Source organism: Paenibacillus sp. IHB B 3415 (assembly GCF_000802655.2).
GTDB classification, from domain to species: Bacteria; Bacillota; Bacilli; order Paenibacillales; family Paenibacillaceae; genus Paenibacillus_AQ; species Paenibacillus_AQ phytohabitans.
Map to the genome: position 1 here is coordinate 11,036 of NZ_JUEI01000075.1, position 25,528 is coordinate 36,563.

Below are 25,528 nucleotides of genomic sequence, written 5' to 3' on the forward strand. Positions count from 1 at the left end.
TAGTTAACTTACCATTTGTCCGCTGAATACGGCAGATGCAGGGATACCTGCCCTATCCCGCTCATACACTATAGACAGCGCAGTTATGACTAATGGAGTGTGAGTCTGGATGTCCTATGAAGCGATGGATGCAATCCATACAATTAAAACCATGAATACTGTAAAAGCTGTCAGCTCGGAACGTCTGGCCGGAAGATACAGCTATCTGGAACGGGAAGGGCTGCTTCCGCTGCCGGTGCAGGGAGGAGTTACGCTTGTGGTAGAGCTTCGGCATACGCAGTGGTCGGCAGAGTGCCTGCGGCTGCTGCTCCGGCACTCCGGTTCTTCCGCGCGGCTGATTGCCGTTCCGATGACTGCTGAATTTCCGCTGCAATGGTTGTCAGAGCAGTTCTCAGGGGAGCCGAATCTGGTGTTTCTCCCCTTTGCCGCCGGGAATTATAGGGTGAATGAGGCCTTGGCTTATGCTGAGACCTCTTTTGCCGTTCTGCTGGAGGACCGTGTGATGGTGTCTCCCGGCTGGCTTGGGAATCTGCTATGGCCGCCTATTGATGATCCAGCGGTGGGCGTGGTGGCTCCACGTTCCGCCAGTGAATGGGGCGAGGGGCAGGAACGGCTGCATTTTGCCGGATACTCTGAACTGTCAGCTTATGCAGCCCACATCCTGGACAAACGGCAAGGGGAATGGAGGTATGCGGAGGTACTGGGCGGTTCCTGTCTGCTTATAGCAAGAGAGCTGCTGCTGAGGGTAGGAGGCTTCGATTCATCACTAGTGGAGCGCAGGCTGATCATTGCAGACTGGTGTCTGCGGGCCCGGATGCAGGGGGCAAGTCTTGCACTCAGTGATCCGGTATATGTGCATGTCCTTCACCCGCTGGAGGAAGGCGCTGTGATTAACGCAGGCAATGCGTCCTCTGCAGCGGGGGAGCGGGCATACCGCCGGAAATGGAATCTGCAGGGCAGTCCTGCTGATGCGGTTCTGCTCCAGATTCCCGGTGATCTGTCCGCTTGTCTGCCGCAGCCGGCAATTCCGCTGGGCCGGCATACGGCGGAGACGCCCCTTGTGACCACTGTTGTCTATTTCGAAGAAAACTGGACGGCAGCCGATTCGCGTGAGCGGCAGCAGACGCTGCAGGAAGGCCAAAGCTACAGCAATATCCGCTGGGTATGGGTCCGGGACAGCTGGAGCCAGTCTTTTCCCGAATTCCCGGTGCATGAGCGTGACGCTGTGATCACCGTGCATGGCGAGAAGCCCTGGCTGCATGCGCTGGAGAATATCTCGGCTCTCTATGGCAGCGAAGTCATTGTCTACTTATCCGCCTCTGCGGCATATGACGGCCGTTACATCGAGAAGCTGGTGGAAGTCCTGCAGCATAGCCGGGCGGATATTGTAGTCAGTGCGGACTATGCAGCGGAAGACCCCGGGCAGCGGCCTGGGGCAGGCGGGACAACGCAGCATCTTCCACTTGAACGCATCGCACACAGAAGCGGAATTACGCCCGGTAGGATCATGAAGCGGGAGGGCTTCTTCCGCAGTCTGGCGCTTATTCCTGATCCGGATCTGTCGGTGGGCTATGCTGGTGAGCTGGCAGGCGGCCGGGATAAGCTTCATACGTCAGCCCCCGGCGGGGAGGGGGAGGGACACTTATGAACTATATCGTGCTTAGCCGTGTTTCCTGGGAGGATTATGAGTATAAAAGAATGCTGGAGCTGCTCCCGGACCGTGGTGAAGTCTGTTTTGCCGGGCGGATGACGCCTGCCCAGCAGCGGAGCAGCGGGATCAGGTCGGTAACGCTGGCGGAAATGTACAGTCTGAATGCCGAAGAATATACGCTGCTTGTCTCTTCGCCTTATTGGCTCCCGGATGTGCTGGCGCTGCAGCCTGCTTATACTGTAGCCCTGCTGGAACTTTGTCCGGAAGGGGAGGATAGTATTCTCTGGGACAAATACAGTGCGCTGCTCGCGGCGAAGGCCGATCTGGCGGGAACCACGTCAGAACGGATATATCTGGAGCAGAATCTGCGCCGGAAGGGGATAGTGTATCTCAGCGGAGACCAGCCCTTATCCTACGGACTGCTCCGCCGGGAGGAGCAGTTGTTCTTCCTGTCCGATTACGAAGCGATCTGGAACAGGGCGCTTACGGAATTGTGGCAGCCGTCTGTTGATCCGGAGGAGGAGTCCGGCTGGCTGGATATCCAGCGCAGGCACCGCACCGCATTCTATATATCCATGTGCGCCAAGATGCCTCTCCAGCCTTCGGTGCACTATTTAGCCGCTTCTTATTTATATTTGCGGGGAGATGAGGCCGCTTCGCTGTATCTGGCCCAATCCTTCGAGCTGATGCTGCTGCATGATTATACGGATTGTTTGCATTCGCATTACCGTTTCTTCTCGGCGATCGAAGCGAGGAAAGGCAATCTGGAGCTTGCCGTCCGGCAATACGAAATCACGGCGTTTACGGCCGGGGAAAGGGCGAAGGCTGCGCAGATGAGACAGTGGCTGAGTGGCGGCGAGGCGGAGCATGAGCTGCTCCGGGCAGAGATTTTCACAGTAAATGAGGATGGTGCGGCGGCAAATGAGATTCTAAGCCGGTTATCCGGGCCGGAAGCCCGGCAGCGGCTGCTGCTGAATTATATCGGGACCTTTCAGTGGGAGAAGGCGCTTCAGCTCTATGAGGAAATGGAGGCGGACGGGACGGCCGCTGCAGAGAATACTGGGCTGGGCGGATTTGCAGGAATAGCAGGGACTCCTGAGATTCAGGGGCTTGCAGGGGGCCCCTCTCACGCGTTTGAGGGTGCAGTGCAGCTTCCTGTGATTGAAGGGACACTGCATTTGCTGTATGGCCGGCGGCATGACGCTATTCGAAGCTTCCTTCGTTCGGCGGGAGCGGACCAGGGAGCCAGACAGCTGTTTGCGGAAATGGCCGATATGGAAGAAGCCGTACAAGGCTTGAGAGGGAGGGTAATGGATGGCGAAGAGCATGCATGAACCGCTGCGCAAGACATCCGGCAACCGCCTGACGGCGATGATGCAGGTGCGTAATGAAACCGGCCGTTATCTGGAGCAGGTGCTGGAAGAGCTGAGCGAATTTGTCGACGATATCGTAATAGTGGATGACGGCAGCACGGATGGTACGGTACGGCTGTGCAACTCTTTTGACAAGGTTAGCAAGCTGGTGACATTGGAGCACTCCATCTTCGGCCGTGAATGGGAGCTGCGCAAGACACTCTGGGATCTGGCGGTATCTACCGGCCCGGATTGGCTGCTGTCCATAGATGCGGATGAATTCTATGAAGACCGGGCCAAGCAGGAAATGCGGCGTTTAATCGATCAGGACGCTTACGACTGGGTAGGGTTCAGGCTGTTTGATTTCTGGGGCGGCACGACCCATTACCGGGAAGATGAGCACTGGAATATCCACACGAAGCATACGCGTACGCTGGTCCGCTATCTGCCCGGCTTCTATTATTACACCCCGCGGATGGATCATCATGTCCCCCGGCTGGCGTTGTCCTATGCGGTCCTGCCGGGCTTCCTGGCCGAGCTGCGGGTGAAGCACTATGGCTGGGCACTGGAACCCGAGGAGCTGCGCCGCAAATACGACCGCTACATGGAGCTTGACCCCGAAGGGAAATGGGGAAGCCTTGAACAGTACCGCTCCATTCTGGATGAGCATCCCCGGCTGGTGGAGTGGAGGGAGTAGGGTGGTATAGTCCGGAAGGAAATGGGTAGCTATATAGGAAGCACTAAAGAAACTAACGACAAGCAAAAAGAAGCGAAGGGGAAATTTGGAACTGTAGGAGCGATAGCGACCGCCTTTGTCACCGGATTTCTACCGCGAAAAAGCGGTTATTCAAGAAATCTGGGGACAACAGCGGCCGAAAGTCCAAATGTTCACCGCAGTGACGAATATGCTTCAAGTTCAAATCTAAGGGGAAATTTGGAACTGTAGGAGCGATAGCGACCGCCTTTGTCACCGGATTTCTACCGCGAAAAAGCGGTTATTCAAGAAATCTGGGGACAACAGCGGCCGAAAGTCCAAATGTTCACCGCAGTGACGAATATGCTTCAAGTTCAAATCTTAAGTGCGCCTTATCTAACTGAGGATCTAACTGAAGATCTAACTGTATGCTTAACTGTATATCTATATTGGCTGAACTTAAGGTTTCATCATATATAACTTATCCTTCACCCTGCAAATATCCGGACTTCCGGGCGGCTGCTGTTGCCGCAGGAATTCCCTGATTCATCCGCCCGCTTTCTGTGGCAGAAAGCGGGTGATTTTTTATAAAATCCTGCACATAATACAACATTCCTCCCAGAAAATCGGCCTAAATCCAAAATTGTTGTATAAAATGCAGAATTTTACCTTTTTCAAGCGGCTTAGCAGGATTATTCTTGCATTTCGTACAACAATTCTCCCAAACACCGGGTTATCTATGAATCGAAGTTGCAAAACGTACAACATTTAGGTCTGCGGTGCTTAGTAAGAGGTCTCCATTCTGCCGGAAATGAATTAAATGGTATTTAATTACATATTATGTTCGTCCCACAGTCATTGAGCGGTATTATAAATATATGGTTGGTGACTAAACTGGGGCCGTATATCTAACTTCAAATTTAACTTTACAACCAACCTATATCCGGGGAGTTAGTTCTATGCTTTTACACAAACTTCTTGATGTTACCCTGGGAGCAGCGGGCGGAGGGTGGGAGATAGAAATACCTTGGTTGTGCTGGAAATTGGTTGTGCTGGAAATGGACGATGTGGGGAATCGGCGATAGAAATACCTTTGTTTGCGCTGGAAGTGTGCGGCGGGTGGGAAATGAGTAATATTACCGGGCTTGCTCTCAAATGATGAAATGCATCCATTCTGCTGTATAAAGTGCAAGCAGAATGGATTGAAGCGGCTGATTATCTGATTTCGTTCTATCTGTCAGTTTTGAAATCAGCTGAGGACAGCAAATGTAGAGTAAGATTGAGTTTGCTAAGATCCATATAGTGATACTTGTAAAATATAGAGTTTTGCTGAGAATTATAGAGTGTTACTGAGGCCCATAGAGTATTTACTCCGGCTTTTACCAGAAGTATCATCGTTCCGCCTAACAATGCAATCAGCATCAATGTAACCTCCTCAAGTGCTGCGGTCGGAACCATTATCTCTGCGCTGAGTCTGACCTGGTGGGAGAGATAACCGCTGTTTTGCAGTCGGTTAATAGCAGGAATAGGGAGTAAACCTTGACTTCAGCTCTGTTAAGGTTTATTTTTCTATAAATGGATAAAATGGATATTAATAAGGGGTGAAATGAGGATAAATGATGGATAGCTGCTTGTTTATACACGGCTTCACCGGAGGCGAATATGAGATTGCTCCATTGTCCCAGTTTCTCGGAGCGCATGATTGCCTGTCCAGAACGTTTACGTTACAAGGACACGGGGGCAGCCGGAGTGATCTGCTCCAGTCGGACCGCCAGGGTTGGCGGCAAAGCGCCGAGGATGAGCTGAGTACATTGCTTAACCGGACAGAGGGTGTACATCTGATAGGTTTTTCTACAGGGGCGCTGATTGCTTCCCATCTATCGGTTCAATATAAGGCCAGGATCAAATCACTGACTTTGCTGTCCACCCCTGTGTTTCCGCTGAATCCGGTCCAGATCCTGCGGACGCTGGGGCAGCCGGCGATGATCAGGAATTACATCCGTAAATGGGGCTCCACTCCCGCGAAGGCCACAAGAGAATTTCAGCGTCTGGTCCGCGAGAGCTTTGATATCTATCCGCAGATGGATCTGCCAACCCTGATTGTGCAGGGCAAGCGGGATCATCTGGTGAAATTCAAAAGTGCAGGTTATCTGGAGCAGACCATCCCCTCCGGCCGCAAGCAGGTGCTGATTATGGAAAAGAGCGGGCATATGGTCTGCCACAGCGAGGAGAGTCCGGCGATGATGAGGGAAGTGCTGCAGTTTATCCGCAGCTCCGGTCATTAATTCAGGGAAGGTAGACGGACAAGCCGAAGAGCCCCTTTCACAATTCAGTGGAAGGGGCTCTTCGGCTTGCAGTTCTTATTGTATGATTTCACATTGACATTGCCTATAGCGCGTGTTAATTTCAATTGGACAAGCCGAAGAGCCCCTTTCACAATTCAGTGGAAGGGGCTCTTCGGCTTGCAGTTCTTATTGTATGATTTCACATTGACATTGCCTATAGCGCGTGTTAATTTCAATTCAGGGAAACCGGTTTCCCGTGAGTGTGGCCGGTATAGCCCAGCCAAGTGCAGTCGGGTTATTTATTCGGACGAATTGCCTCATTTAATCAATTCAGTCCGCAGACTACCTACTGCTTCGCAGGGAAGACAACCTTGGAATCAGCACTGGCTCCAGCAGCTGTCCGCTCACGGTATTGACTGGGGTGCCAAGCTTGTCCATTAATAACCGTCCTGCAGAGACCCCCAGCTGGAAGGTATCCATATTGAGTGAAGTTAGCGGAGGTGTGGTATAGGGGGACAGCGGATATTCATCGAACGTGGCGATGCCCAGCTGCGCCGGAATCTGAACATTCAGTTCCCGGGCAGCCTGGAGCACTCCAAAAGCAGAGAAGTTACTCATGCAGACAATAGCATCGGGAGGTTCAGTGCTTTGCAGCAGCTGCATAGCCGCGTCATAGCCATCCTCCTCGGCCGCTCTGCCATTGATAATCCGGTCGCTGCGCACCGGAAGCCCCGCCTGCTGAAGCGTGGCCCTATAACCGGCAATACGCCGCAGGAACAGAGGCTCGTTCTGTTCTCCGCCAATAAAAGCAACAGAGGAATACCCCTGCTCCAGCAGATGCCCAGTCAGCACAGTTCCTCCAAGCTCATTGTCACAATCGACCCATGTCCCAGGAGGATTAATTTCACCGATCGAGATATAGGGGAACTCCAGCCTGTTAAGCTCTGCGCATAGCTCAGGAGTCAGCACTGAAGTGTTGGCAATGATACCGTCCACCCGCTTATTCAGCACCAGTCTGTGCAGGAAATGCCCCTCAGCCTGATCATGCTGAATGTTGGCAATGGTCAGCTCATATTTCAGAGGTCCGATGACGCTCTCCACCCCGCCGATAATGTTATAAAAGAACTGATTCAGAAATTCGCTTTCCTTAGACATATCGATCAGGATTGCGACCGTATTACTGCTTTGTCTGGCAAGTCCGGTGGCAATACTGCTGGGAGTATAGTTCATCTGTTTAATAATATCCCTGACCCGGGTTTTCGTTTCCTCGGATATTTTGGGAGAGTCATTCATTACCTTGGATACGGTGGATTTGGCAACCCCTGCCGCCTGGGCAATATCCTTAATCGTAACTTTCATAGCGATCCCTCTCGGTCATAACGGTATTTGTATTCCATAACAGTGAACTCGTTCTACCTGCCATAATAACACAGATTGTGCAAGCTACTCTATGCAGTACCAAAGGAGACTGAACCTGATGTCCAAGCATTTGTTTCTATACCATACGGCCGAAGACCCTTTCGCTTTCCCGGCAGGTCCCGGCACCCTTAAATTACGTTTATTTGTGCAGAGCGGACAGTCGCTCAGCTGTACCGTTATCCATTCCGACCGCTACGATTCACCCGGCAGCGAGCTTCCGCAGGAGATGGAGCGGACCGGTTCTGCCGGGGCATATGACATTCATGAGGCGGTACTCCGGACGGAGACCGGCAAATGCCGGTATCAGTTCCATATCAAGAATCCCGCAGGGGAAAATGTATGGTATGGAGAGAGGGGAATGTCGGAGAACCGGGAGCAGGCAGGGGCTTTTCAATATGCATATATTCACCGCCCGCAGGCAACCCTGCTGCCTTCCTGGACTGCAGATGCGATTGTTTATCAGATTTATCCCAGCAGCTACAACCAGGGGACGTTACAAGGTATTGCGGACAAAATCCCCTATTTGCACGGGCTGGGTGTGACCGCCATTTATATGACTCCGATCTTCGAATCGCCTTCTGAGCATAAATACAATACATCGGATTATTACAAGGTGGACCCGGGCTTTGGTACGATGGAGGATCTGAAAATGCTGGTTGATACAGCACACCGACACGGGATGAAGGTTCTGCTCGATGCGGTATTCAATCATGCCGGGGATACGTTCTTTGCCTTCAAGGATGTGATGGAGCGGGGAGAGGCATCGCCGTATAAAGACTGGTTCTATATCCGTTCTTTCCCTGTACGCCAGGCGCCGGTTCCTAGCTATGAGACCTTCGCCAAAGCGGAAGCCAGCATGCCGAAGCTGAATATGGATCATCCGGATGTAGCCGATTATATGATGGAGGTAGCCAAGTATTGGGTACAGGAGGCGGGAATCGACGGCTGGAGGCTGGATGTGGCCAATGAAGTGACCCCGGCCTTTTGGCCGAGGTTCCGCCGGGAATTGAAGGCTGAGTTCCCCGAGCTCCTGCTGATTGGTGAGATTATGCATGCTTCCGGACCGTGGCTCCGGGGAGACCAGTTCGACGGCGGGATGAACTACGTGCTGCGGGATGCGGTGCTGGAGTTTTTTGCCGGACAATCTGCGGGCCCGGTCCGCTTCATGGAACAGGTGCTTCACCAGGAAGCCCTTTACAATGATCAGGCTAATTCAGCTATGTTCCAGCTGCTGGGAAGTCATGACACTTTGCGTTTTCTGACTGCCTGCAAGCAGGGAGGCAGGGGCTGGGACCGTGAATCCACAAGCCTAAGCCGGATGAAGCTGGCTGTATTTTTCCAGATGACCTATATAGGTCTGCCCATGATTTATTACGGCGATGAAGTTGGAATGGAAGGGGCTACGGATCCCCACTGCCGGCAGCCAATGGTCTGGGAGGCTCAGGATCAGAATATCCTGCTGCAGGAATGGTACAAACAGCTGATCTCTCTGAGAAAAGAACATGAAGTGCTGCGGACAGGCGGATTCCGCCCGTGGTTTACAGACGAACCCCGCAATGTCCTAGGTTATGTGCGGCGCAGTGAACAGGACCGGATGGGCCTTATTATCAATAATTCTCCTAATGCGTACCAGCTTGAGCTGTGCAATTACCGCCCGGACAAAACTGTGCTGGTTGATCTGTTGAGCGGACTCACCATCCGCACCGATAAGCGGATGCTTGTGGAGATTGAGCCGTTTGGCTGTCTGATGCTTCATTAAATGAAGATCTCCATGAAGCAGAGGCTCATTTCTTGTTTTTGCTTTTTTTGAGCTGCCGGAATTCCTGGTTCTCCCACTGTTTGAGCAGCGGATAGGGATCGAAGGCCCATTCGGTAATTCCGCGGTCACGGTAGATCCCGTAATGCAGATGGGGCGGGAATTTGCCCTGGGTGCCCGGACTGCCGTATCCGGAGCTGCCCACCCAGCCGATGGTCTGGCCCGGAATCACAATATCCCCCCGGGATAAGGACTTCTCATAACCCATCAAATGAGCGTAATAATGGTAGCGGTTCTCGATATCCCGAATGCCGATCCGCCAGCCGCCGTACCGGTTCCAGCCCTTGGTCTCCACCACTCCGAAGCAGGTGCTGCGGACGGTCAAGCCATGCGGTGCGAACAAATCCGTCCCTTCGTGGACGCGCGCCCCGCCCCAGCTCCGGCCTGTTCCCCAGGTGCTGCGGTAGGCGTAGTTCGTACCTATCGGCAGCGGGAAGGCGCTGCCTGACAAGTCAAGCCGCCCGAAATGCTCATACAGCTTGGCAAACTGGGCTATCCGCTGAGCTGCACGGCCGTTATGGTAATACTCCCAGACGCCGATGCTGAAGTCGCTGGCCGATCTGCCGTACTTAAGCAGATGCTCTGCCATGCTATAGAGCACATCAATATCATTCCCGGGATCGGCAATGCCGTCTCCCGTGCCGTCACGGCCGAAGCCGCCGAAGAAGGTGATGGATTCCGGGAACTTATCCTCCTGATTAGGGTTCAGGGGTCCGGACCATACGGGTGCAGGGATGGAGATACCGGTGAGCCGGGCCGGAGCTGCTGCGGGGTCTGCTTCTGACGCCGCAGGGCTTTTTTTCTTTTTGGCGACAGACCGTTCATATTGATCAATCGCAGCGAACCGGAACCAGGGAATTCCGGTTGCTGCACTCATCTGTTCATAGAGCCCTTTGCGGGCAGCGGCGGCGGCTTCTTTGCTGTCTCCGGCTACGGGACCGCTGGACGTCAGCTCCGGCAGCTTATGATAACGGGCAGCGTGGGCGGGGGTACTCATAGCAGGGCTGCTGCCCCAGAGCAAGGCGGCTGCCGACATGCATATAAGGGTTCTACGGGTGTTATAACTTCTGAATAGGGCAGGCATAATCTCAACCTCCTGTGTTCCGGACGCTTAGTTATCTATACATCCTCATGAAATGGCACCTTGCAGGTGCTTTTCTTTAGATTGAAGCAAAAGCGTTATTTTTATCCGTTACCTCCCAAAGGTTCACAAAAACAGGCAAATGACTATTCCACATGCTATAATATGAGGCAGCAACTTTTAACTATGAAAATGACATTCAGATCGAAAGCGGGGTTTCATCATTTTGACTAATAGAACAGCCAAACAGCCCAAGCCAGACTGGATCAAAATCAAGTTAACCACCGGTGAAGATTATCAGGAAATTAAGGGCATGATGCGTTCCAAGACGTTACATACCGTATGTGAAGAAGCGCGCTGTCCGAATATTTATGAATGCTGGGCGAACCGTACGGCAACCTTCATGATTCTGGGTGATATTTGCACACGGGCTTGCCGTTTCTGCGCTGTAAATACAGGATTGCCGACTGAACTCGATCTGCTCGAACCCGAACGTGTGGCTGAAGCTGCAGAAGGGATGATGCTTAAGCATTGTGTGGTTACCAGCGTGGCCCGCGATGATCTTAAGGATGGGGGCGCGCAGATTTTTGCCGAGACGGTGGCCGCGATTCGTAAGCGTCTTCCTCTGTGCAGCGTAGAGGTGCTGATTCCTGATTTTCTGGGAGACCGCGGGAGTCTGGAGATCGTGATGAACAGCAATCCGGATATTCTGAATCACAACATTGAGACCGTGGAACGTATGTCGGACCGTGTCCGGGCCAGAGCCAAATACCGCCGTTCCCTGGAGCTGCTGCGCCGTGCGAAGGAGATTAAGCCGGATATTCCAACGAAATCGAGCATTATGCTTGGGGTCGGCGAGGAGTGGGACGAAATTCTGCAGGCGATGGATGACCTGAGAGCGGCAGATTGTGATATATTGACATTAGGACAATATCTTCAGCCTTCGCCGAAACATCTGAACGTGGAGAAGTATTATCCGCCGGAAGAATTCGCTATGCTGAAGGAAGAGGGAATGAAGCGCGGCTTCAGCCATGTGGAGGCGGGTCCGCTGGTGCGCAGCTCCTATCATGCGCATGATCAGGTGAAGTCTGCTGCGGTTGCGCGTGAGGCGCGTTCGGTTTCCCAGGCTTAAGTGGGGCCTTTGGTTTATCTCGTGCTTTATCTTGTGTGCGTTCTATAATGTTTAGTCTTTACCAAAATTTGCTGTGCAAATTTGCCTCGTGACGGAGTCACAAGGGGTAGGTTTAAATGCTTTTTTAAAGTATTAGCTTTAAATTGGCTCTATGCTTTAGCCTTAAGGTTATGGCTTCAGGTTTCAGTTGTTAAGAAGGGGAAAGGACCAATGGCGCGTTAGCGGCGAGGTCCTGGGGTGTACGGTTGCACCACCCCTCCGCGTTGATGGAGTCATGGAATGACCGCTTATCAACGCCCCCAACCCTCTCATAGAAAGGCAGGCGACACACGCTTGATCGTTATAGGTGGAAAAGGTTACGAGCTCATGCTCGATCATAAGGACGGCTGGAACCCGGAAGCATTTCGCGGAAGGTACAGCGAGGTGCTGGACCGCTACGATTATATTATCGGCGACTGGGGGTACAGCCAATTGCGTCTGAAGGGCTTCTACCGGGATAATCACCCTAAGGTGAACCGGGATACGGCTATTTCAGGCATGGTGGATTATATTAATGAATACTGTAATTTTGGCTGTGCGTATTTTGTGCTGCACAAGCTGAAGGAAGCTCCGCAGGAGGGAACCTTCAAGGATATTCTGATTAAGGAAGTTCCTGAACCGGGAACGGAGGAAGAACTGGAGCAGGAGGCTGCCGAGTCGGCAGGGAATGTGAAAGATCACCGCGAATCCCCGTCTAAGGGAGGGAACCGGGACAAGGATAATGCAGGCGGTTCGGGCCGGGAGCATGCTGCCAAAGACAGACCTGTGCGTGAGCACCAGAGCCGGAATCACCGCAACAAGGAGCAAGGCAAGAAGAACCATAAAGAGTTCCAGGGCAGAGGCCAGCAGGGCAATCAGGGTGGCAATCAAGGCAACTCACATAATCAAAAGCAGAACAAAGAGAACAAAGAGAACAAAGAGAACAGAGAGAACAATCCCAACAGACAGAGCAACCAGAACAAGCAGGATAACCCAAGCAACCAGAACAAGCAGGATAACCCAAGCAATCAAAACAATCAAAACAAACAGGATCACCAGAGCAGCCAGAATCCGAATAACAGCCAAGGGTAGCAACGCCTGTTCACGGGGCGGTTATTCTTCAGGTTTTCTCCGGTGTTTCGGTGCATTCTCCCGCAGTGTCGCTTAGGCGCTGCCGATAACTTAAAGAGTCCCTTCAGCCACATGGCTGGAGGGACTCTTTCGATGTCAGTGCTGTATTTTAGCTATGAAGTCCAATTATTTAACCGATAATTTCAGCTGTTTCTGGGCAGCGTTGTAGCTCCACGTAAGCAGCGGGAACTTTTTCTTGAAGGCACCCAGCTCGATGAAGGTTTCGCCGTCCTGGTATAGCGCCTCTTTGGCGGCCAGGGTGAATCCGGAACTTTTGCCGGCTCCGGTCGTAATCAGCACCTTCTTGTTCTTCGCGTCCCAGGTTACTTCACTCTCTACAAGCGCGGACAGTACGCGGGAGGAGGCATAGACTTTATCCCCCTGCTTGATCAGACCGACATTTCCGGCAAAAGCAGCACCGTTGATATCGAGAATATGATTGTCACCGGAGGCTGTGATTCCAGTCAGTCCGGCGATTTGCAGAGCGGTGATCAGCTGGGCCGTTTTGCCCTTGATCTCAATATCAGGAGCGAGTCCGATGTGGTTGAAATCCTCCTTGCTTGGAGTCAGATACTTCATCGTTGTCAGCTTCAGCTCGCCGCCGTCCGACATGGGAATCAGACTCTGAATCCGCGCCTTGCCGTAAGAACGGGTACCAACGATTGTAGCCAGTTTGTTGTCGCGAAGTGCCCCGGTCAAAGCTTCGGAAGCACTGGCGGTGTATTCATTGGTCAGTACAACAACGGGAACGCCGATTTTGCTGCCGCTTGTGATCGTTACAGGTGTCAGTACGCCGCTCTGATCGGAGGTGTACATCATAATACCGGCATCCATAAACTTGGCGGCAATATTCTGGGCGCTATCCATGTAGCCGCCTGTATTGTCACGCAGATCGAGCACCAGTGACTTCATTCCGGCTGCCCGCATTTTATCCAGCGCTGTGGAGAACTCTTCGTCAGCGGTCTGTGTGAAGCCGTTGATGGCAATATAGGCAACCTTGGACCCGATAATTGTGCTGGTAACGGATGTTGTGGTAATTTCACTGCGGGTAACGCTGTAGGATTTGCTAACGCCGTTCCGCTGGATCAGCAGAGAGACCTTCGTGCCGGACGCGCCGGCAAGCTCATCGCCTGCCGTATCATCTACCCTTACACCGTTGACCTTAAGAATGATATCCCCGCGTTTCAAACCGGCTTTCTCTGCGGGGGAACCGCTCATCACTTCTTCAATGTAGAGTTCTTTGGGCGTATATACGAGCCGGACGCCGATGCCGACATATTCCAGATCAACCGCGTGGCCGAAGTCCGCGGCTTCCGCCTGATCGAAATATTGGCTGTAGGGATCATCCAGCGTACTTACCATGCCGTCAATCGCACCACGGATAAGCGTATCCTGATCAATACCCTCCACATTGTAGTACTCAAGATACTCCATAATTTCATTGATGATATCCGTTTTGGAGGATTGCACTGCTTCAGTGGAAGCAGCAGCGTCTGCGGCCGAAGCGGCAGGAGCCCAAGCGATGGATAAAGCCAAGCAGCCGCTGAGGACTGCAGTAAGGATTTTGGCTGATTTCATAAGTTCATACATCCTTTTGATATATTTTGAAATTCTAGGATTGCGCACTATCAAAGCTGATGTGATAAGTGTCGTCAATGGTCCATGCGCCGCTTTCCGATTTGCTCAGAATGAAGATGAGGGACTGGGTGTAGCTCTCTCCCGATTCACCGTCTTTAATAGATACTTCCGTGTAAACCGCAGCTTCGTCGGCCGCATAATAGTAGATATTCGCATTCGTCAGCGAGTAGCCGAGATCATAGGAATCGAAAAGATCCTGCAGATCCGCTGCACTGGCAGCGTCATATTCCTCACCGTAAGAGGTCATTAATGCCATGGTTCCATCAACATTCTGGGTAGTCATATTCTGATAATATTTGCTGAGATTATCCTTGATTACTGTGGCGTCACCCTGTGGAAGCACCGCCTGCTTCATGCCTTGTTCGCGTGTAAGCAGCACAGTGGATTCCTGTACCTCCATTCCGGAGATTCTCCAGGACCCGTCCTTACGGACCAGTGTGTACAAATATTCGAACTGCTCATCCGGGATATAATAACCGCCGGTTCTAACCGAGCTTTCGACAGTGTAGACAGTAGCCTCGTCTCCGGCAAGACTCAGAATCTTAAGGCTTGTAATGGTATTCTTGAGGTCGTACAGCTCGAACAGGGAATTCATATCCGTTACAGATTCCATATTGTCGGATTCGGAATCTACCAGGGAGTAGAAGCTGATGGCTTTTTCTTCATTATAATATTTATTGGATAATTGAATGAGTGCTGTAATATCCTTCTCATCGCTGGAGGAGGATTGCGGTACGGTAATTTTCACGCTCCGGCTGGCTGAATCCCAGACGGCTGTTCCGCCGGTGGCTTCAGCTATGAAACGCAGCGGTATGTAAGTTGTACCTGCCGTGGATACCGGAGCAACCGTAAGCTGCTTGACCGTACCGTTGACAGTAGCACGTTTGCTGCCGACCTTAAGGCTGATATTCAGGCCTGTCCCTGTCCCTGTAACTGTTCCTGTCTTGGAATCCCATAGCACCTGCAGCCCGAGCTTCTCGAATATAACCCGGAAAGGCACCAGCACCGTATTATCCTTCAGATAAGGGGTTCCGGCGGTGAAGGTAAGATTGCTGTTGTTTATGTAGACTTTGATAGGTTTTTCTGCTGCAAAAGCGGGAACGGCCAGTACGAGGGCCAGCAGGCTCACGCCAATGAGGGATAGTAGTTTTTTCAATAGATTCTCTCCTTTTAATTAGCAAACTTTGTAAAATAGGTTCATTATACCATTTGAAAATTCCCTCTGTCCATTTCTTATGAAGATGCTCCGCAGGTAGCTGGACTCCGGGCAGGCGGCATGATAAAGCCGGAGAGGCGGGGCATCTCCGGCTGTAAGAGCAATGGAAAGCAGACGTATCATTTGGTTCGGATATCGTTCTATTCCCCAGAAATCCTACACTAGAAACGCTTCACGGACACGGTTCCAGAAAGGGAAAGGGCGGTACCGGGCAAAACTGATTTTTTTGTCGGACACCTGGCAACGTACAGAGATCAGATCATCCACAGGAATATTGTTATGGTCCACGGTCAGCAGCAGACGCTGATCCTTGCGCGAGAAAATATCGCAGTGATGATGCTTGGGCAGCAGCAGCGGCGAACCCATCGTGCGGAATACCCGGTTATTAATCGAAGCAATCTCCGAAATCTGCAGCGCCTCAATCGTGGGATGCACCATGGCGCCTCCCAGACTTTTGTTATAGGCGGTACTGCCGGAGGGGGTAGAGATGCAAATACCGTCACCGCGGAACATTTCGAAGGTTACGTCGTTAATATCAATCTGGATGACAACCGTTCCGTCTACGCCTTTAAGTGTGAATTCGTTCAGGGCAATATGCGAGCTTGAACCGGACTTCTTGTGAATTTCCAGTTCAAGGAGCGGATACTGCACCATGCGTGGATTATGCGGCCCAATATCTCCGCACATATAATCAATCAGGGTCGGCAGCTCTTCAGCTTGCCAGTCCGCATAGAAGCCCAGATGCCCGGTATGCACACCGACAAAAGCCAAATTAGGAATCTGGTCGATAAACGTATGAAAAGCATGCAGCATGGTGCCGTCGCCGCCAATCGATATCACAATTTCCGGAGACTTGGCATCCAGCTCCAAATCCCGCTCCGCCGCCAGCTTGTGAAATTGCTCCGCTAGTTGGATGGACAATTCATCTCCGCGGTCCAGAACATAATATCTCAAGATGTACAGGCTCCTTTGTATGATTCAGTCATACACCGATCATAATCAATCTTGACCCGGAACACAATATTTGAATCTTTTAAAAACGCCGCAGACTGCCCGCCAGCAGCATCAGCAGCGACAGCACAAGCATGCAGGCCAGCAGCAGGCAGAGCAGGCTGATGCTGCTGATCAGGGCCGAATCCGGTGAAGCCAGGCCGAAGGCAACGGGCAGTGCGCCCCACTGTCCGGCCAGTCCTGAGCTGACCACCGGCTTCCAGAGCAGAAGAACAAGTCCGGCAGAGAGCAGGGCATGCACTAACCGTGCGGCCATAAAGGGAAGGTAACGCAGTCCGGTGCCATTCAGTATACTGGCTACCTGGGCGTGAACGGATAATCCGCCCCAGGAGAGGATGAACGCTGCAGCGGCCACCTTGAACTGCAGCGGAATTCCTGCAGCCGCTTCTCCGGCCGAGCGGGCGCCGAGTGTCACCTCGAATAACCCGCTGACCAGAGCGGCCGAGAGCCCCGGCGGGAATCCGGCCAGGGACAGCAGCTGGCCGGTGGTACTGAACAGCATGGACATAATTCCGGCGCGGGCAAGCAGCTCCATCAGCACATTGAAGAATACTACCAGCCCCCCAACGACAATAATAAGCTGAAGCGAGGACTGGATGGCGTTCCTAAGCAGTTCGCCGAGACTTCGGCCGTCTTTGCGGCGGGCTTCAGCCATGGCATTCATCGCGGTGCGCAGTCTGCCGTAACTTGGTCCTGACGGGGCTGCAGATGAGGGGGCTGCGGGCGTAGTGGGAGCTGTCCCGGAGTCCCCGGGTCTGCTGCGGCCATGAAATGACATCAGCAGGCCGACGATGAATCCGCCCCCGTAATGGGCAAGGGCGAGGATAAGCCCGAGGGAGGCATCATGGAAGAACCCGACGGATACGGCGCCAAGCAGGAAAATGGGGTCTGAGGAGGTGGTGAAGGCCACCAGCCGTTCCCCTTCCACCTTGCTGATCATTCCCTGCTCCCGCAGCTTGGCGGTTAATTTGGCGCCGACGGGATATCCTGACACATATCCCATGGCAGCCACGAATCCGCCGCTGCCGGGTATATTGAAGAGCGGGCGCATAAGCGGATCAAGCAGCGCCCCGAAGAGATGGACGATGCCAAAGCCCAGCATGATTTCGGAAATGACGAAGAAGGGGAACAATGAAGGAAACAGCACGTCCCACCAGACAGCCAGCCCGCGAAGTGCCGCATCCAGAGAGCTGGACGGATGGATCAGCATCAGCAGCATGCAGCCCGCCAGCAGGATACCGAGCAGCGGGCCGACAATTTTGTTCAGTGTCATCGATGGCACCTCCAATTCTATGCTTAGTTGTATGCCGGAAGTGGGACAAACAGCACAAAAATAACGAGGAAAGCGGTTACATTTACCGGTGCTTTTTCACCGGAATTATGATATTATAAAATTAATTAATGCACATCTGATCAAGATTGATTTAAGGGATGGAGTGATGGTGATGAGTGTAGTTGCCGGAGTTCTTGTTTGTGCTTTTGTATATGTAATCCGGGTCTCTCTTGTCCCGCCTGGTGATGAAGAATTTAGAACTTACTGACTACAGTAGTTAACGAGCGCTGAACTTAGGTTTGGCGCCTTTTTTTGTGTTTTTTCCCTTAGGATGCATGTCTTAAGGCAGGGATAACTGTGGAGCTTATTTTTTGGTATAATAAAATAACTGCTTGTCAGATTAACAGGGAAGAAGGCTGAAGCCTCCAATGAATTCGAATGAGAGTCTGTTTGACAACCTGGGAGGTGCCGAGGGAGTTCATCGTCTGGTGGAAGTGTTCTACTCCAAGGTACAGCTCCACCCGCAGCTAGGTCCGTTATTTCCTGAAGATATTACTCCTGTACTGGAGAAGCAATATCAGTTTCTAAGCCAGTTTTTTGGTGGTCCTGCACTTTATTCGGAGCAGCACGGCCATCCCATGATGAGAGCCAGGCATATGCATATTCCCATCACTCCGGAACGGGCGGATGACTGGCTGAACTGCATGAAGGCCGCACTTGAAGAGACCGGTGTGGAAGAGCCCCTGCGTTCGTTCGTACTCAGCCGGCTGGCGGGTCCTGCGCATCATTTTGTCAATATGCCCCATGAATAAGAGCTGCTGTGAAAGGATGAGGGCGTTTTGCCGGAATTAATACCCCTGTATTCAATTAAAGTTGTATGCTGCAACTGCGAACATGAATTTTCAACATCCAGAGTACGTCCCAGTCTCAAAAAAGCCATCCGCCGTGATGCTGATTTCTGCTCGTATTACAAGGATGAGAATCCTGACTATTATGTTGTGCGTGTCTGTCCGAAGTGCGGCTTCGCATCCACGGAGAATTCAGCAGACAAACTGGTGGAATGGCAGCGCAAATCTTTTGAAGCGCAGGTGGGCAGACGCTGGGTAACCCGTGACTTCGGGGACAAGCGCAGCTGGGAGGTAGCTCTGGAGACTTACAAGCTGGCTCTGATCTGCGCACAAAGCATCAAGGACAAGGAACGGATCATTGCAAGTCTGCTGCACCATATTGCCTGGCTATACCGCTATCAAGGGGATACGGTACAGGAGCAGCGTTTCTTGCGTTACTCGCTTAATGAGTATGTGAAGGTGTTCGAGAATGATTCCTCGGGAGGAAATGATGCCCGTCTGATGTATCTGATCGGGGAGCTTAACCGCCGTGTCGGTGATTTCGCTGTGGCTGTGAGGTGGTTCTCCCGCGTGATAAATGACCAGAGAATTTCAGATGCGGCTATGATCCGCGCTTCACGTGAACAGTGGGCTATTCTGCGGGAGCAGATGCGCGGAGAAGAGATTGATCCGGACGGGCTTCCGTCGGCTACATAGAGAACCGCACTTGGATTTTGAATGTCGGTCCGGAGTCATCCGGACACCAAAAAGGCGTAGAAGAGAAAACTCCTCATACGCCTGTATTTGGTGACTGAAGCGGGGGAACTGTCTTCCGCTGCTTAGCGGACAGCCCGGTCGAACAGCAGATAGTCCCCGTCATTGTCGATGACCGTGGGGCTGGCACTGCAGCAGGGGAAGACCAGCAGCTTTTTTTTGCCGTCACGCACGATTTGCAGCTCTTTGGGCTTCATAGGCAGAAGAACATTCTCCTGGTCGCAGAACGGGCAGTATTGCACGTACATGTCTCCCAGAATAATATCATAAGGCCAGGTATGGCTAAAGGGAATCATTCCTTGTCCTGCTCTGTACTTGCTTTCTTGGATAGTTCGGCGATTTTTTGCAGCAGGATATGTTGAGGCATATGCATCAGGTGTTCCAGCGGAACGCCGAGTTGTTTGGATAACGTAATGGCCGTTTCCGGCGAAATTTGCAGTGGCTTCACAAGGGTGGCCTCCTTAACATTGGTGGACTATCGTAATTCACTTTACCATGGCTGCAGCACAAATACAAAGAAAACCAATATGAACAAAGGAACGGTGAGAATACATGAAACAGCCTTTATCATTGACATGGGAACTGGAATCCATTTTCCCTGGAGGTTCGGCTTCCCCCCAGTTTGAGAGTTTTTTGAACCATCTGGAAGAAGACATTGAAAGCTTGCGCCGGCAGGTCGCTGCGGCAGTTGCGCCAACCGATGCTGCTTCTACGGAGTCGCTGGACGGTGTGATCGAACTGCTGCAGAGCTGTGCCGGACGCCTCACGCAGGCTGCAGAATTCACCGGCTGTCTGGGAGCCCAGAATCAGCAGGACAAAGGGGCTGTAAGGCTGTCGTCCAAGGTAACTGGCATGCGGGCGGGATTTGAGGGCGTCAGCTCTTCATTCGACAATGTGCTGCGCCAGACTCCGGACGGGGTATGGGCTGAATGGATGGCCCGGCCGGAGATTGCCCCGCTGAACTTCGTGCTCAGCGAGAGCCGTGATCAGGCCCGTGAGAAGATGAGTCCGGAGCTTGAGAGCCTTGCGCTTGAACTGGCAGTTGACGGATACCATGGCTGGAGCGAGCATTACGAAACGATCGTGAGCCGGGTCCAGATTCCTTTTGAGGATGAAGAAGGCATGAAGCTGCTGTCTGCCGGCCAAGCCTTCAACAAGCTGGATGACGAGGACCCTGAAGTCCGCAGCACCATGTTCCGCAAATGGGAAGAGGCCTGGGCCGGTGCTGCTGATTATTGTGCCGATACCCTTAACCATCTGGCCGGATTCCGCCTGAAGCTGTATAAGGGCCGGGGCTGGGAGGATGTGCTGAAGGAGCCGCTTGGCATTAACCGTATGACGCGGGAATCGCTCGATGTGATGTGGGAGGTTATTACGAAGAACAAGCCTGCGATTGTGTCCTACCTGCAGCGCAAGGCGAAGCTTCTTGGTCTGGAATCCTTGGCCTGGGTTGATGTGGAAGCGCCTGTCGGCAAGTCCTCCGGCAAAATCCCTTATGAACAAGCGGCAGCCGACATCGTTACCCAGTTCCGCAAATTCAGTCCGAAGCTGGCGGACTTCGCCGAACATGCTTTCGACAATGACTGGATTGAGGTCGAAGACCGTGCAGCCAAACGCCCCGGGGGATTCTGCGTATCATTCCCGGAGAGCAAAGAATCGCGCATCTTTATGACCTACAGCGGTACTCCGTCCAATGTATCTACGCTTGCGCATGAGCTCGGTCACGCCTATCATTCGTTCCTGCTGGATGACCAGCCGCTGTTCAATCAGAACTATGCCATGAACGTGGCTGAGACGGCCTCAACCTTCGCCGAAGTCATAGTGGCTGATGCACAGGTGAAATCTGCAGGCAATGCTGAAGAGAAGCTGGCGCTGCTTGAAGCGAAGATTCAGAACAGCGTGGCGTTCTTCATGAATATTCACGCCCGCTTCCTGTTTGAGACCCGCTTCTACGAGAAACGCAAAGAGGGTCTGGTGAATGCGGAAGAACTGTCTGCCCTGATGGAAGAAGCGCAGAAAGAGGCCTTCTGCGGTGTGCTCTCGGAGTACCACCCGCATTTCTGGGCCTCCAAGCTTCATTTCTATATCACGGATGTGCCGTTCTATAACTTCCCTTACACCGTCGGATATATGTTCAGTACCGGACTGTACCGGCTTGCGTTGCAGGAAGGCGCATCCTTTGCTGATAAATATGACAGCCTGCTGAAGGATACCGGAGTCATGACACTGGAGAATCTGGTGTCGAAGCATCTTGGCGTGGACTTGTCCAAGCCGGACTTCTGGCAGGGGGCCGCAGATTTGATTGCTGCAGATATTAATGAATTCCTGGAAATGACAGCGCATCTGGCCTAAGAATTTGTCGGAAATAAGGCGAATTGAATTTTTTGCAGTAAAACAATAGCTGTAGAATATGGTATGAATACGCAAAGCCCCTGGATACAGGGGTTTTTTAGTTGTGTTTTTGTCGAAAAAGGGCGATTAAAGGACGGATTTAGCTAATGATATTAAGAAATTTGCGCATACGTAGGGATAATAACCCAATTATGTTGAATAATGTTGTATGCGTTTAATTAGTGACCTATAATGTGCCTAAAGCCTTATATAAGGGCTGTTAGACTGATACTTTACTACTCTGTATTTTTACCCACACAAAACTTAAGCCATAGGTTACGAAGCGGCTTTTGTGAAGCTGAATCATGGAATTTGTATCACCCACAAAACTTCTAGGAGGATATGTATGTTGAGGACGGAACAACTATCGCTGGCAAGACAAATCGATCTGGTGTTTAAGGAACTGCAGGAAGAATTGTCAGGATTGACTTCCGGTATCGTATTTGTGCAAATCAGAAATAACGTCATCGGCAAGTTCGGCATCCGCCATAATCCGCTTGCCGGGCGCAGCGGGAGCTATGCAGCGGAGCCGGAAGGATTAACTGCGGGTCAGCAATCTTCTTTCCGGGTGATGGCTCTGGAGAGCCTGAAGTACAAGAAGCGCTGGACTCATGGTGAGATCAGCTATGAATTTGCCGTCCGCCAGGGGATGGTGGTGGTGGATGCGACACTGGAGTCTAATTACAATATGGCTAACCTGATGATCCGCTACCCCCGCAGTAACCATGGCGATGTCTCCGACCAGTCCTTTGGCTGATTACCGATTATATATATCTTTGCATATCCATATAAAAAGCCCCCCTGCGCGGGAGGGCTGTGAAGCTGCTCGGCCTAAGCTATGCGGCTTGGCCGGATACTTATGATGAGGCTGTTACTACGAACGACCGGACAGTTGTTGCTCTGCCAGTTGCACCAGACGTTTGGTGATGTATCCTCCCAAAGAACCGGTTTCGCGGGAAGTGTAGTTCCCATAATAACCGTCAGCCGGGATAGTTACTCCAAGCTCTTGTGCTGCTTCATATTTCAACTGCTGCAGCGCTGCATTCGCTTGAGGAACGACCAGGTTGTTAGAACGGCTACCACGACCTTGTTGACCTGCTTGACCCATGTTTGTTCACCTCCTTCGCCCGTTGTGAAGATAGTATGAGCGCTAGGGGGAGAATTCATGCACGAATTTCGAAGGTTTAGAGGCTGGTAATTATATGAAATTTACCCGCCGGGATAAATCATCTGCAAGCTGCTGCCGAGCACCAGTGTCTGGCCCGGTTCGAGCGTAACCATTCCGGTAAAGGAAGCGTCCTGCTGAAGATTCGGCGCATCAGGAAGCCAGGTGAGTGGTTCGATGCAGAGGAACTGGTCAGCTTCTCCTTTGGTATAGAGAACCCAGTGGCGGAAATGTTCCTTGTCCACAGAGTAGCGAAGTCCATAGCCGTCATCGCGCATCAGTAACGCTTCGGCAGGCTGATGATCATCCATCCTCAGGGCCGTATCCAGATTCTTGCCTTGGAGGTTCATATGGCTGTTAAGACTATCGAGTTCACCGAGCGGCAATAAATGCCCGCTAGGCAGGAGTTCATTATTTAGCTCATAAACGCTTTGGACAGGGAGAGTTACGCTCCAGCGTTCAGGTGTGCCGTCAAGCATAAACCATGTATGATAGCCGATACCAAATGGAATGCGTCTGCCGCCCAGATGGGTAACCTTGAGTGTCTGCATCAGGTCGGGCCCCTGCAGGCGGAATGTCATCTCAAGCTTCAGCGGCTCGGGAAATTGCCTGATCCACTCCGGATCATCCGTAGTTGTGAATTCGGTTGTTACCGCGCAGCCTTCTTCGTCTTCTTCAATGTCGCTGACACACCAGGCTTGGGTACGGTGCAGGCCGTGAATATGATGATCGCCTGAATTCCGGTCGAACTGATAGCTGGTGCCATCGAACGCGAACTGCCCGTCTCGGATACGGCCGGGCGGTACCAGAAGCGGAATGCCGAAGTGATAAGGTTTCTGAATATAAAAAGCCAAGTCGCTTTCATCAGGCTGGCGCAGGATTTGCCGCTCCTCCTTACGGTCCCATAAGGAAATTACATTGTTCCCCAGCCGGGGCAAAAGCGTGACTTCCAGCTCACGGCTATGCAAAATGTACGTATCATAACCGTTCCACTGCCCTTTGGTCACCTGTTTCATAAGAGATATGCTCCTTTGATAAACTGTAATCAGATCATACACGAATATCCTTATCATACCAGATTTATTCGGCGGTGGTTAGAGATTTGACAACTTCTCCGGCACGCTCTATGATGAAGGCAACAATGAATGACAACAACGTGATGACAGGGACAAGTAAGCATGGACTGTACCTTCAGAAAGCCGGTGGCTGATGTGAACCGGTGGTGCACCTCTGACCGAATGGCCCCTTGAGCGCCGCGATCGAACGGGCTGCATAAGCCTTCAGTAGACCGGCCGGCTCTTCCCCGTTAACGGAAGCTAAGGCTGCTTGCCTGTCCTTCAGGGATAACTTAGGAGCAGCGAATAAGGGTGGTACCACGGTCTCACGTCCCTTGCGGATGTGGGGCCTTTTTGCGTCCTGACGCAAACGGAATAAACAGATGATGGAGGATAAAGATCATGGCTAAAAAAGTATTATCGGGGATTCAGCCCAGCGGTTCGCTCACACTCGGAAATTATATCGGAGCGATCAAGAATTTCGTCAAGCTTCAAAGGGAATATGAATGTTACTTCATGGTGGTGGATCTGCATGCCATTACGGTTGCCCAAGACCCCGCTGCCCTTCGTGAGAATTCAGAATCGGTAGCTGCATTGTATCTGGCTGCAGGCATTGATCCTGCCATCTCCCATGTCTACATGCAGTCCCACGTGCCTCAGCATGCTGAGCTGGGATGGATTCTGACGACACTGACTGCTATGGGTGAGCTGGAACGAATGACGCAGTTTAAGGATAAATCGGCCGGCAAAGAATCCGTAGGAGCCGGATTATTCGTATATCCATCGCTGATGGCTGCAGATATCCTGGTCTACAACGCCGATCTGGTACCGGTGGGTGAAGACCAGAAGCAGCATCTGGAGCTGACCCGCGACTTGGCGGGGCGCTTCAATCACCGGTTCGGTGATTTCTTCACTATTCCTGAGCCGTATATTCCTGAAGTCGGAGCGCGGATTATGTCTCTGGATGACGGGACCAAAAAAATGAGCAAAAGCGACCCCAATGCCGGCAGCAGAATCGGTCTGCTCGATCCGCCGGATGTCATCCGCAAAAAGATCAGCCGCGCAACCACGGATTCAGGACGCGAAGTGGTATTTGATCCGGCCAATAAGCCTGAGATCAGCAACCTGATGAGTATTTATGCCGAATGCTCAGGAATGAGCCTTCAGCAGATAGCGGACAAGTATGAAGGGCAAATGTACGGCGGCTTCAAAAAAGATCTTGGCGAAGTAATCGTCGCCCTGCTTGAACCCATCCAGCAGAGATACCATGAGATCCGCAGCTCAGGCACACTTGGCGATATTCTGGCTCAAGGTGCCGAAAGCGCGCGCAGCAGTGCTGCCCGGACACTGGAAGGCGTGAAGGAACGGATGGGCTTCCTGCCGTACCGTTAAGAGGAGGGCAGTTTGCGCTCGGCCTTGCGTCTCAGCCGGGCTTTGATGATGAAGCCCCAGCCGATATTGAACACGCACAGGGCACCGAGCAGCAGCGCCAGCCAGATGTTATAGCTGATTGAAATGGAAGCTGCCGTAAGTATGAGAATTGAAGAGCAGGCGAACCACAGTGACAGACCTTTACCCATATGTTCCAGCCTTCCTTTC

Annotated in this window: 23 protein-coding genes; 12 read left to right on the forward strand and 11 right to left on the reverse strand. The window is 52.2% G+C overall.

Features of this window, described 5'->3' with window-relative positions; genetic code table 11:
- The first annotated feature begins 109 nt into the window (after nt 1-109).
- The 4 genes from QW71_RS28050 (at nt 110) to QW71_RS28075 (ending at nt 5,982) form a co-directional block, all read left to right on the forward strand.
- Entirely contained in the window at nt 110-1,648 is a 1,539-nt protein-coding gene (locus QW71_RS28050; protein ID WP_039307169.1) for a glycosyltransferase family 2 protein, read from the forward strand.
- Nucleotides 1,645-2,985, forward strand: a complete 1,341-nt coding sequence (locus QW71_RS28055) for a hypothetical protein (protein WP_039307171.1) — start codon at nt 1,645-1,647, stop codon at nt 2,983-2,985. Before QW71_RS28050 ends, QW71_RS28055 begins: the two co-directional genes overlap by 4 nt.
- Complete coding sequence (locus QW71_RS28060; RefSeq protein ID WP_235441574.1) at nt 2,966-3,700, forward strand: glycosyltransferase; 735 nt, start codon at nt 2,966-2,968, stop codon at nt 3,698-3,700. Before QW71_RS28055 ends, QW71_RS28060 begins: the two co-directional genes overlap by 20 nt.
- Before the next feature lie 1,613 nt (nt 3,701-5,313).
- The gene (locus tag QW71_RS28075) at nt 5,314-5,982 is read left to right on the forward strand and encodes a carboxylesterase (RefSeq protein ID WP_083442758.1); all 669 of its coding nucleotides are present in this window, start codon (nt 5,314-5,316) and stop codon (nt 5,980-5,982) included.
- A gap of 342 nt (nt 5,983-6,324) precedes the next feature.
- Here the strand turns inward: QW71_RS28075 and QW71_RS28080 are convergent, their stop codons facing one another.
- Entirely contained in the window at nt 6,325-7,341 is a 1,017-nt protein-coding gene (locus QW71_RS28080) for a LacI family DNA-binding transcriptional regulator (protein WP_039307178.1), read from the reverse strand.
- A gap of 118 nt (nt 7,342-7,459) precedes the next feature.
- On the opposite strand from QW71_RS28080, the gene QW71_RS28085 reads away from it, so the two are divergent.
- Nucleotides 7,460-9,160, forward strand: coding sequence for an alpha amylase N-terminal ig-like domain-containing protein (locus QW71_RS28085; protein WP_039307179.1), 1,701 nt, complete (start codon nt 7,460-7,462; stop codon nt 9,158-9,160).
- A gap of 25 nt (nt 9,161-9,185) precedes the next feature.
- Here the strand turns inward: QW71_RS28085 and QW71_RS28090 are convergent, their stop codons facing one another.
- Nucleotides 9,186-10,301, reverse strand: a complete 1,116-nt coding sequence (locus QW71_RS28090; protein WP_039307181.1) for a M23 family metallopeptidase — start codon at nt 10,299-10,301, stop codon at nt 9,186-9,188.
- A gap of 223 nt (nt 10,302-10,524) precedes the next feature.
- Here QW71_RS28090 and lipA point away from each other — a divergent pair, with 223 nt between their 5' ends.
- Both lipA and QW71_RS37390 read left to right on the forward strand, forming a co-directional pair.
- On the forward strand, nt 10,525-11,430 hold the full coding sequence (gene lipA, locus QW71_RS28095; protein WP_039307183.1) for a lipoyl synthase: 906 nt from the start codon (nt 10,525-10,527) through the stop codon (nt 11,428-11,430).
- A 333-nt stretch (nt 11,431-11,763) separates the two neighbouring features.
- Nucleotides 11,764-12,540, forward strand: a complete 777-nt coding sequence (locus QW71_RS37390; protein WP_152679881.1) for a YutD family protein — start codon at nt 11,764-11,766, stop codon at nt 12,538-12,540.
- Nucleotides 12,541-12,705: 165 nt separating this feature from the next.
- On the opposite strand, the gene QW71_RS28105 is transcribed toward QW71_RS37390, so the two are convergent.
- The 4 genes from QW71_RS28105 to ylbJ form a co-directional block, all read right to left on the reverse strand.
- Entirely contained in the window at nt 12,706-14,157 is a 1,452-nt protein-coding gene (locus tag QW71_RS28105; protein ID WP_039307184.1) for a S41 family peptidase, read from the reverse strand.
- 34 nt (nt 14,158-14,191) lie between these two features.
- Nucleotides 14,192-15,373: a copper amine oxidase N-terminal domain-containing protein gene (locus QW71_RS38320; protein WP_083442761.1), complete on the reverse strand. Its 1,182-nt coding sequence runs from the start codon at nt 15,371-15,373 to the stop codon at nt 14,192-14,194.
- 216 nt (nt 15,374-15,589) lie between these two features.
- Entirely contained in the window at nt 15,590-16,387 is a 798-nt protein-coding gene (locus QW71_RS28115; RefSeq protein WP_039307186.1) for an NAD kinase, read from the reverse strand.
- Between the two features lie 79 nt (nt 16,388-16,466).
- Nucleotides 16,467-17,717 carry a sporulation integral membrane protein YlbJ gene (ylbJ, locus tag QW71_RS28120; protein WP_039307188.1) on the reverse strand — a complete coding sequence of 417 codons (1,251 nt, stop codon included), beginning with the start codon at nt 17,715-17,717 and terminating at the stop codon, nt 16,467-16,469.
- A gap of 428 nt (nt 17,718-18,145) precedes the next feature.
- Here ylbJ and QW71_RS28125 point away from each other — a divergent pair, with 428 nt between their 5' ends.
- Nucleotides 18,146-18,529 (forward strand): globin, encoded by a 384-nt coding sequence (locus QW71_RS28125; RefSeq protein WP_039307190.1) that lies wholly within the window; start codon nt 18,146-18,148, stop codon nt 18,527-18,529.
- Between the two features lie 27 nt (nt 18,530-18,556).
- Nucleotides 18,557-19,261: a DUF2225 domain-containing protein gene (locus tag QW71_RS28130; RefSeq protein WP_039307192.1), complete on the forward strand. Its 705-nt coding sequence runs from the start codon at nt 18,557-18,559 to the stop codon at nt 19,259-19,261.
- 122 nt (nt 19,262-19,383) lie between these two features.
- Here the strand turns inward: QW71_RS28130 and QW71_RS28135 are convergent, their stop codons facing one another.
- Both QW71_RS28135 and QW71_RS39345 read right to left on the reverse strand, forming a co-directional pair.
- Nucleotides 19,384-19,614: a hypothetical protein gene (locus QW71_RS28135; RefSeq protein WP_039307194.1), complete on the reverse strand. Its 231-nt coding sequence runs from the start codon at nt 19,612-19,614 to the stop codon at nt 19,384-19,386.
- A complete protein-coding gene (locus QW71_RS39345) occupies nt 19,611-19,766 on the reverse strand; it encodes a YycC family protein (RefSeq protein WP_076248154.1) in 156 nt (51 codons plus the stop codon). The genes QW71_RS28135 and QW71_RS39345 overlap by 4 nt, the downstream gene beginning before the upstream one ends.
- Nucleotides 19,767-19,870: 104 nt before the next feature.
- Between QW71_RS39345 and QW71_RS28140 the strand changes: the two genes are divergently transcribed.
- Together QW71_RS28140 and QW71_RS28145 are read left to right on the forward strand one after the other, a co-directional pair.
- The gene (locus QW71_RS28140) at nt 19,871-21,670 is read left to right on the forward strand and encodes a M3 family oligoendopeptidase (protein ID WP_039307195.1); all 1,800 of its coding nucleotides are present in this window, start codon (nt 19,871-19,873) and stop codon (nt 21,668-21,670) included.
- A gap of 385 nt (nt 21,671-22,055) precedes the next feature.
- Nucleotides 22,056-22,466: a hypothetical protein gene (locus QW71_RS28145; RefSeq protein WP_039307198.1), complete on the forward strand. Its 411-nt coding sequence runs from the start codon at nt 22,056-22,058 to the stop codon at nt 22,464-22,466.
- 117 nt (nt 22,467-22,583) lie between these two features.
- Here QW71_RS28145 and QW71_RS28150 read toward each other — a convergent pair whose 3' ends face one another.
- Complete coding sequence (locus tag QW71_RS28150) at nt 22,584-22,817, reverse strand: alpha/beta-type small acid-soluble spore protein (protein ID WP_039307200.1); 234 nt, start codon at nt 22,815-22,817, stop codon at nt 22,584-22,586.
- A 101-nt stretch (nt 22,818-22,918) separates the two neighbouring features.
- Nucleotides 22,919-23,890, reverse strand: coding sequence for an aldose 1-epimerase (locus QW71_RS28155; protein ID WP_039307202.1), 972 nt, complete (start codon nt 23,888-23,890; stop codon nt 22,919-22,921).
- A 441-nt stretch (nt 23,891-24,331) separates the two neighbouring features.
- Here QW71_RS28155 and trpS point away from each other — a divergent pair, with 441 nt between their 5' ends.
- Nucleotides 24,332-25,321: a tryptophan--tRNA ligase gene (gene trpS / locus QW71_RS28160; protein ID WP_039307203.1), complete on the forward strand. Its 990-nt coding sequence runs from the start codon at nt 24,332-24,334 to the stop codon at nt 25,319-25,321.
- Here the strand turns inward: trpS and QW71_RS28165 are convergent.
- On the reverse strand, nt 25,318-25,509 hold the full coding sequence (locus QW71_RS28165) for a hypothetical protein (RefSeq protein WP_039307205.1): 192 nt from the start codon (nt 25,507-25,509) through the stop codon (nt 25,318-25,320). The genes trpS and QW71_RS28165 overlap by 4 nt on opposite strands.
- Nucleotides 25,510-25,528 lie beyond the last annotated feature (19 nt).

What these genes read in the sequence shown, in the direction of transcription:
- QW71_RS28050 (WP_039307169.1), top strand. Translation starts at nt 110, where the DNA reads ATGTCCTATGAAGCGATGGATGCAATCCATACAATTAAAACCATGAAT.
- QW71_RS28055 (WP_039307171.1), top strand. Translation starts at nt 1,645, where the DNA reads ATGAACTATATCGTGCTTAGCCGTGTTTCCTGGGAGGATTATGAGTAT.
- QW71_RS28060 (WP_235441574.1), top strand. Translation starts at nt 2,966, where the DNA reads ATGGCGAAGAGCATGCATGAACCGCTGCGCAAGACATCCGGCAACCGC.
- QW71_RS28075 (WP_083442758.1), top strand. Translation starts at nt 5,314, where the DNA reads ATGATGGATAGCTGCTTGTTTATACACGGCTTCACCGGAGGCGAATAT.
- QW71_RS28080 (WP_039307178.1), bottom strand. Translation starts at nt 7,341, where the DNA reads ATGAAAGTTACGATTAAGGATATTGCCCAGGCGGCAGGGGTTGCCAAA.
- QW71_RS28085 (WP_039307179.1), top strand. Translation starts at nt 7,460, where the DNA reads ATGTCCAAGCATTTGTTTCTATACCATACGGCCGAAGACCCTTTCGCT.
- QW71_RS28090 (WP_039307181.1), bottom strand. Translation starts at nt 10,301, where the DNA reads ATGCCTGCCCTATTCAGAAGTTATAACACCCGTAGAACCCTTATATGC.
- QW71_RS28105 (WP_039307184.1), bottom strand. Translation starts at nt 14,157, where the DNA reads ATGAAATCAGCCAAAATCCTTACTGCAGTCCTCAGCGGCTGCTTGGCT.
- ylbJ (WP_039307188.1), bottom strand. Translation starts at nt 17,717, where the DNA reads ATGACACTGAACAAAATTGTCGGCCCGCTGCTCGGTATCCTGCTGGCG.
- QW71_RS28125 (WP_039307190.1), top strand. Translation starts at nt 18,146, where the DNA reads ATGAATTCGAATGAGAGTCTGTTTGACAACCTGGGAGGTGCCGAGGGA.
- QW71_RS28135 (WP_039307194.1), bottom strand. Translation starts at nt 19,614, where the DNA reads ATGATTCCCTTTAGCCATACCTGGCCTTATGATATTATTCTGGGAGAC.
- QW71_RS28140 (WP_039307195.1), top strand. Translation starts at nt 19,871, where the DNA reads ATGAAACAGCCTTTATCATTGACATGGGAACTGGAATCCATTTTCCCT.
- QW71_RS28145 (WP_039307198.1), top strand. Translation starts at nt 22,056, where the DNA reads ATGTTGAGGACGGAACAACTATCGCTGGCAAGACAAATCGATCTGGTG.
- QW71_RS28150 (WP_039307200.1), bottom strand. Translation starts at nt 22,817, where the DNA reads ATGGGTCAAGCAGGTCAACAAGGTCGTGGTAGCCGTTCTAACAACCTG.
- QW71_RS28155 (WP_039307202.1), bottom strand. Translation starts at nt 23,890, where the DNA reads ATGAAACAGGTGACCAAAGGGCAGTGGAACGGTTATGATACGTACATT.
- trpS (WP_039307203.1), top strand. Translation starts at nt 24,332, where the DNA reads ATGGCTAAAAAAGTATTATCGGGGATTCAGCCCAGCGGTTCGCTCACA.
- QW71_RS28165 (WP_039307205.1), bottom strand. Translation starts at nt 25,509, where the DNA reads ATGGGTAAAGGTCTGTCACTGTGGTTCGCCTGCTCTTCAATTCTCATA.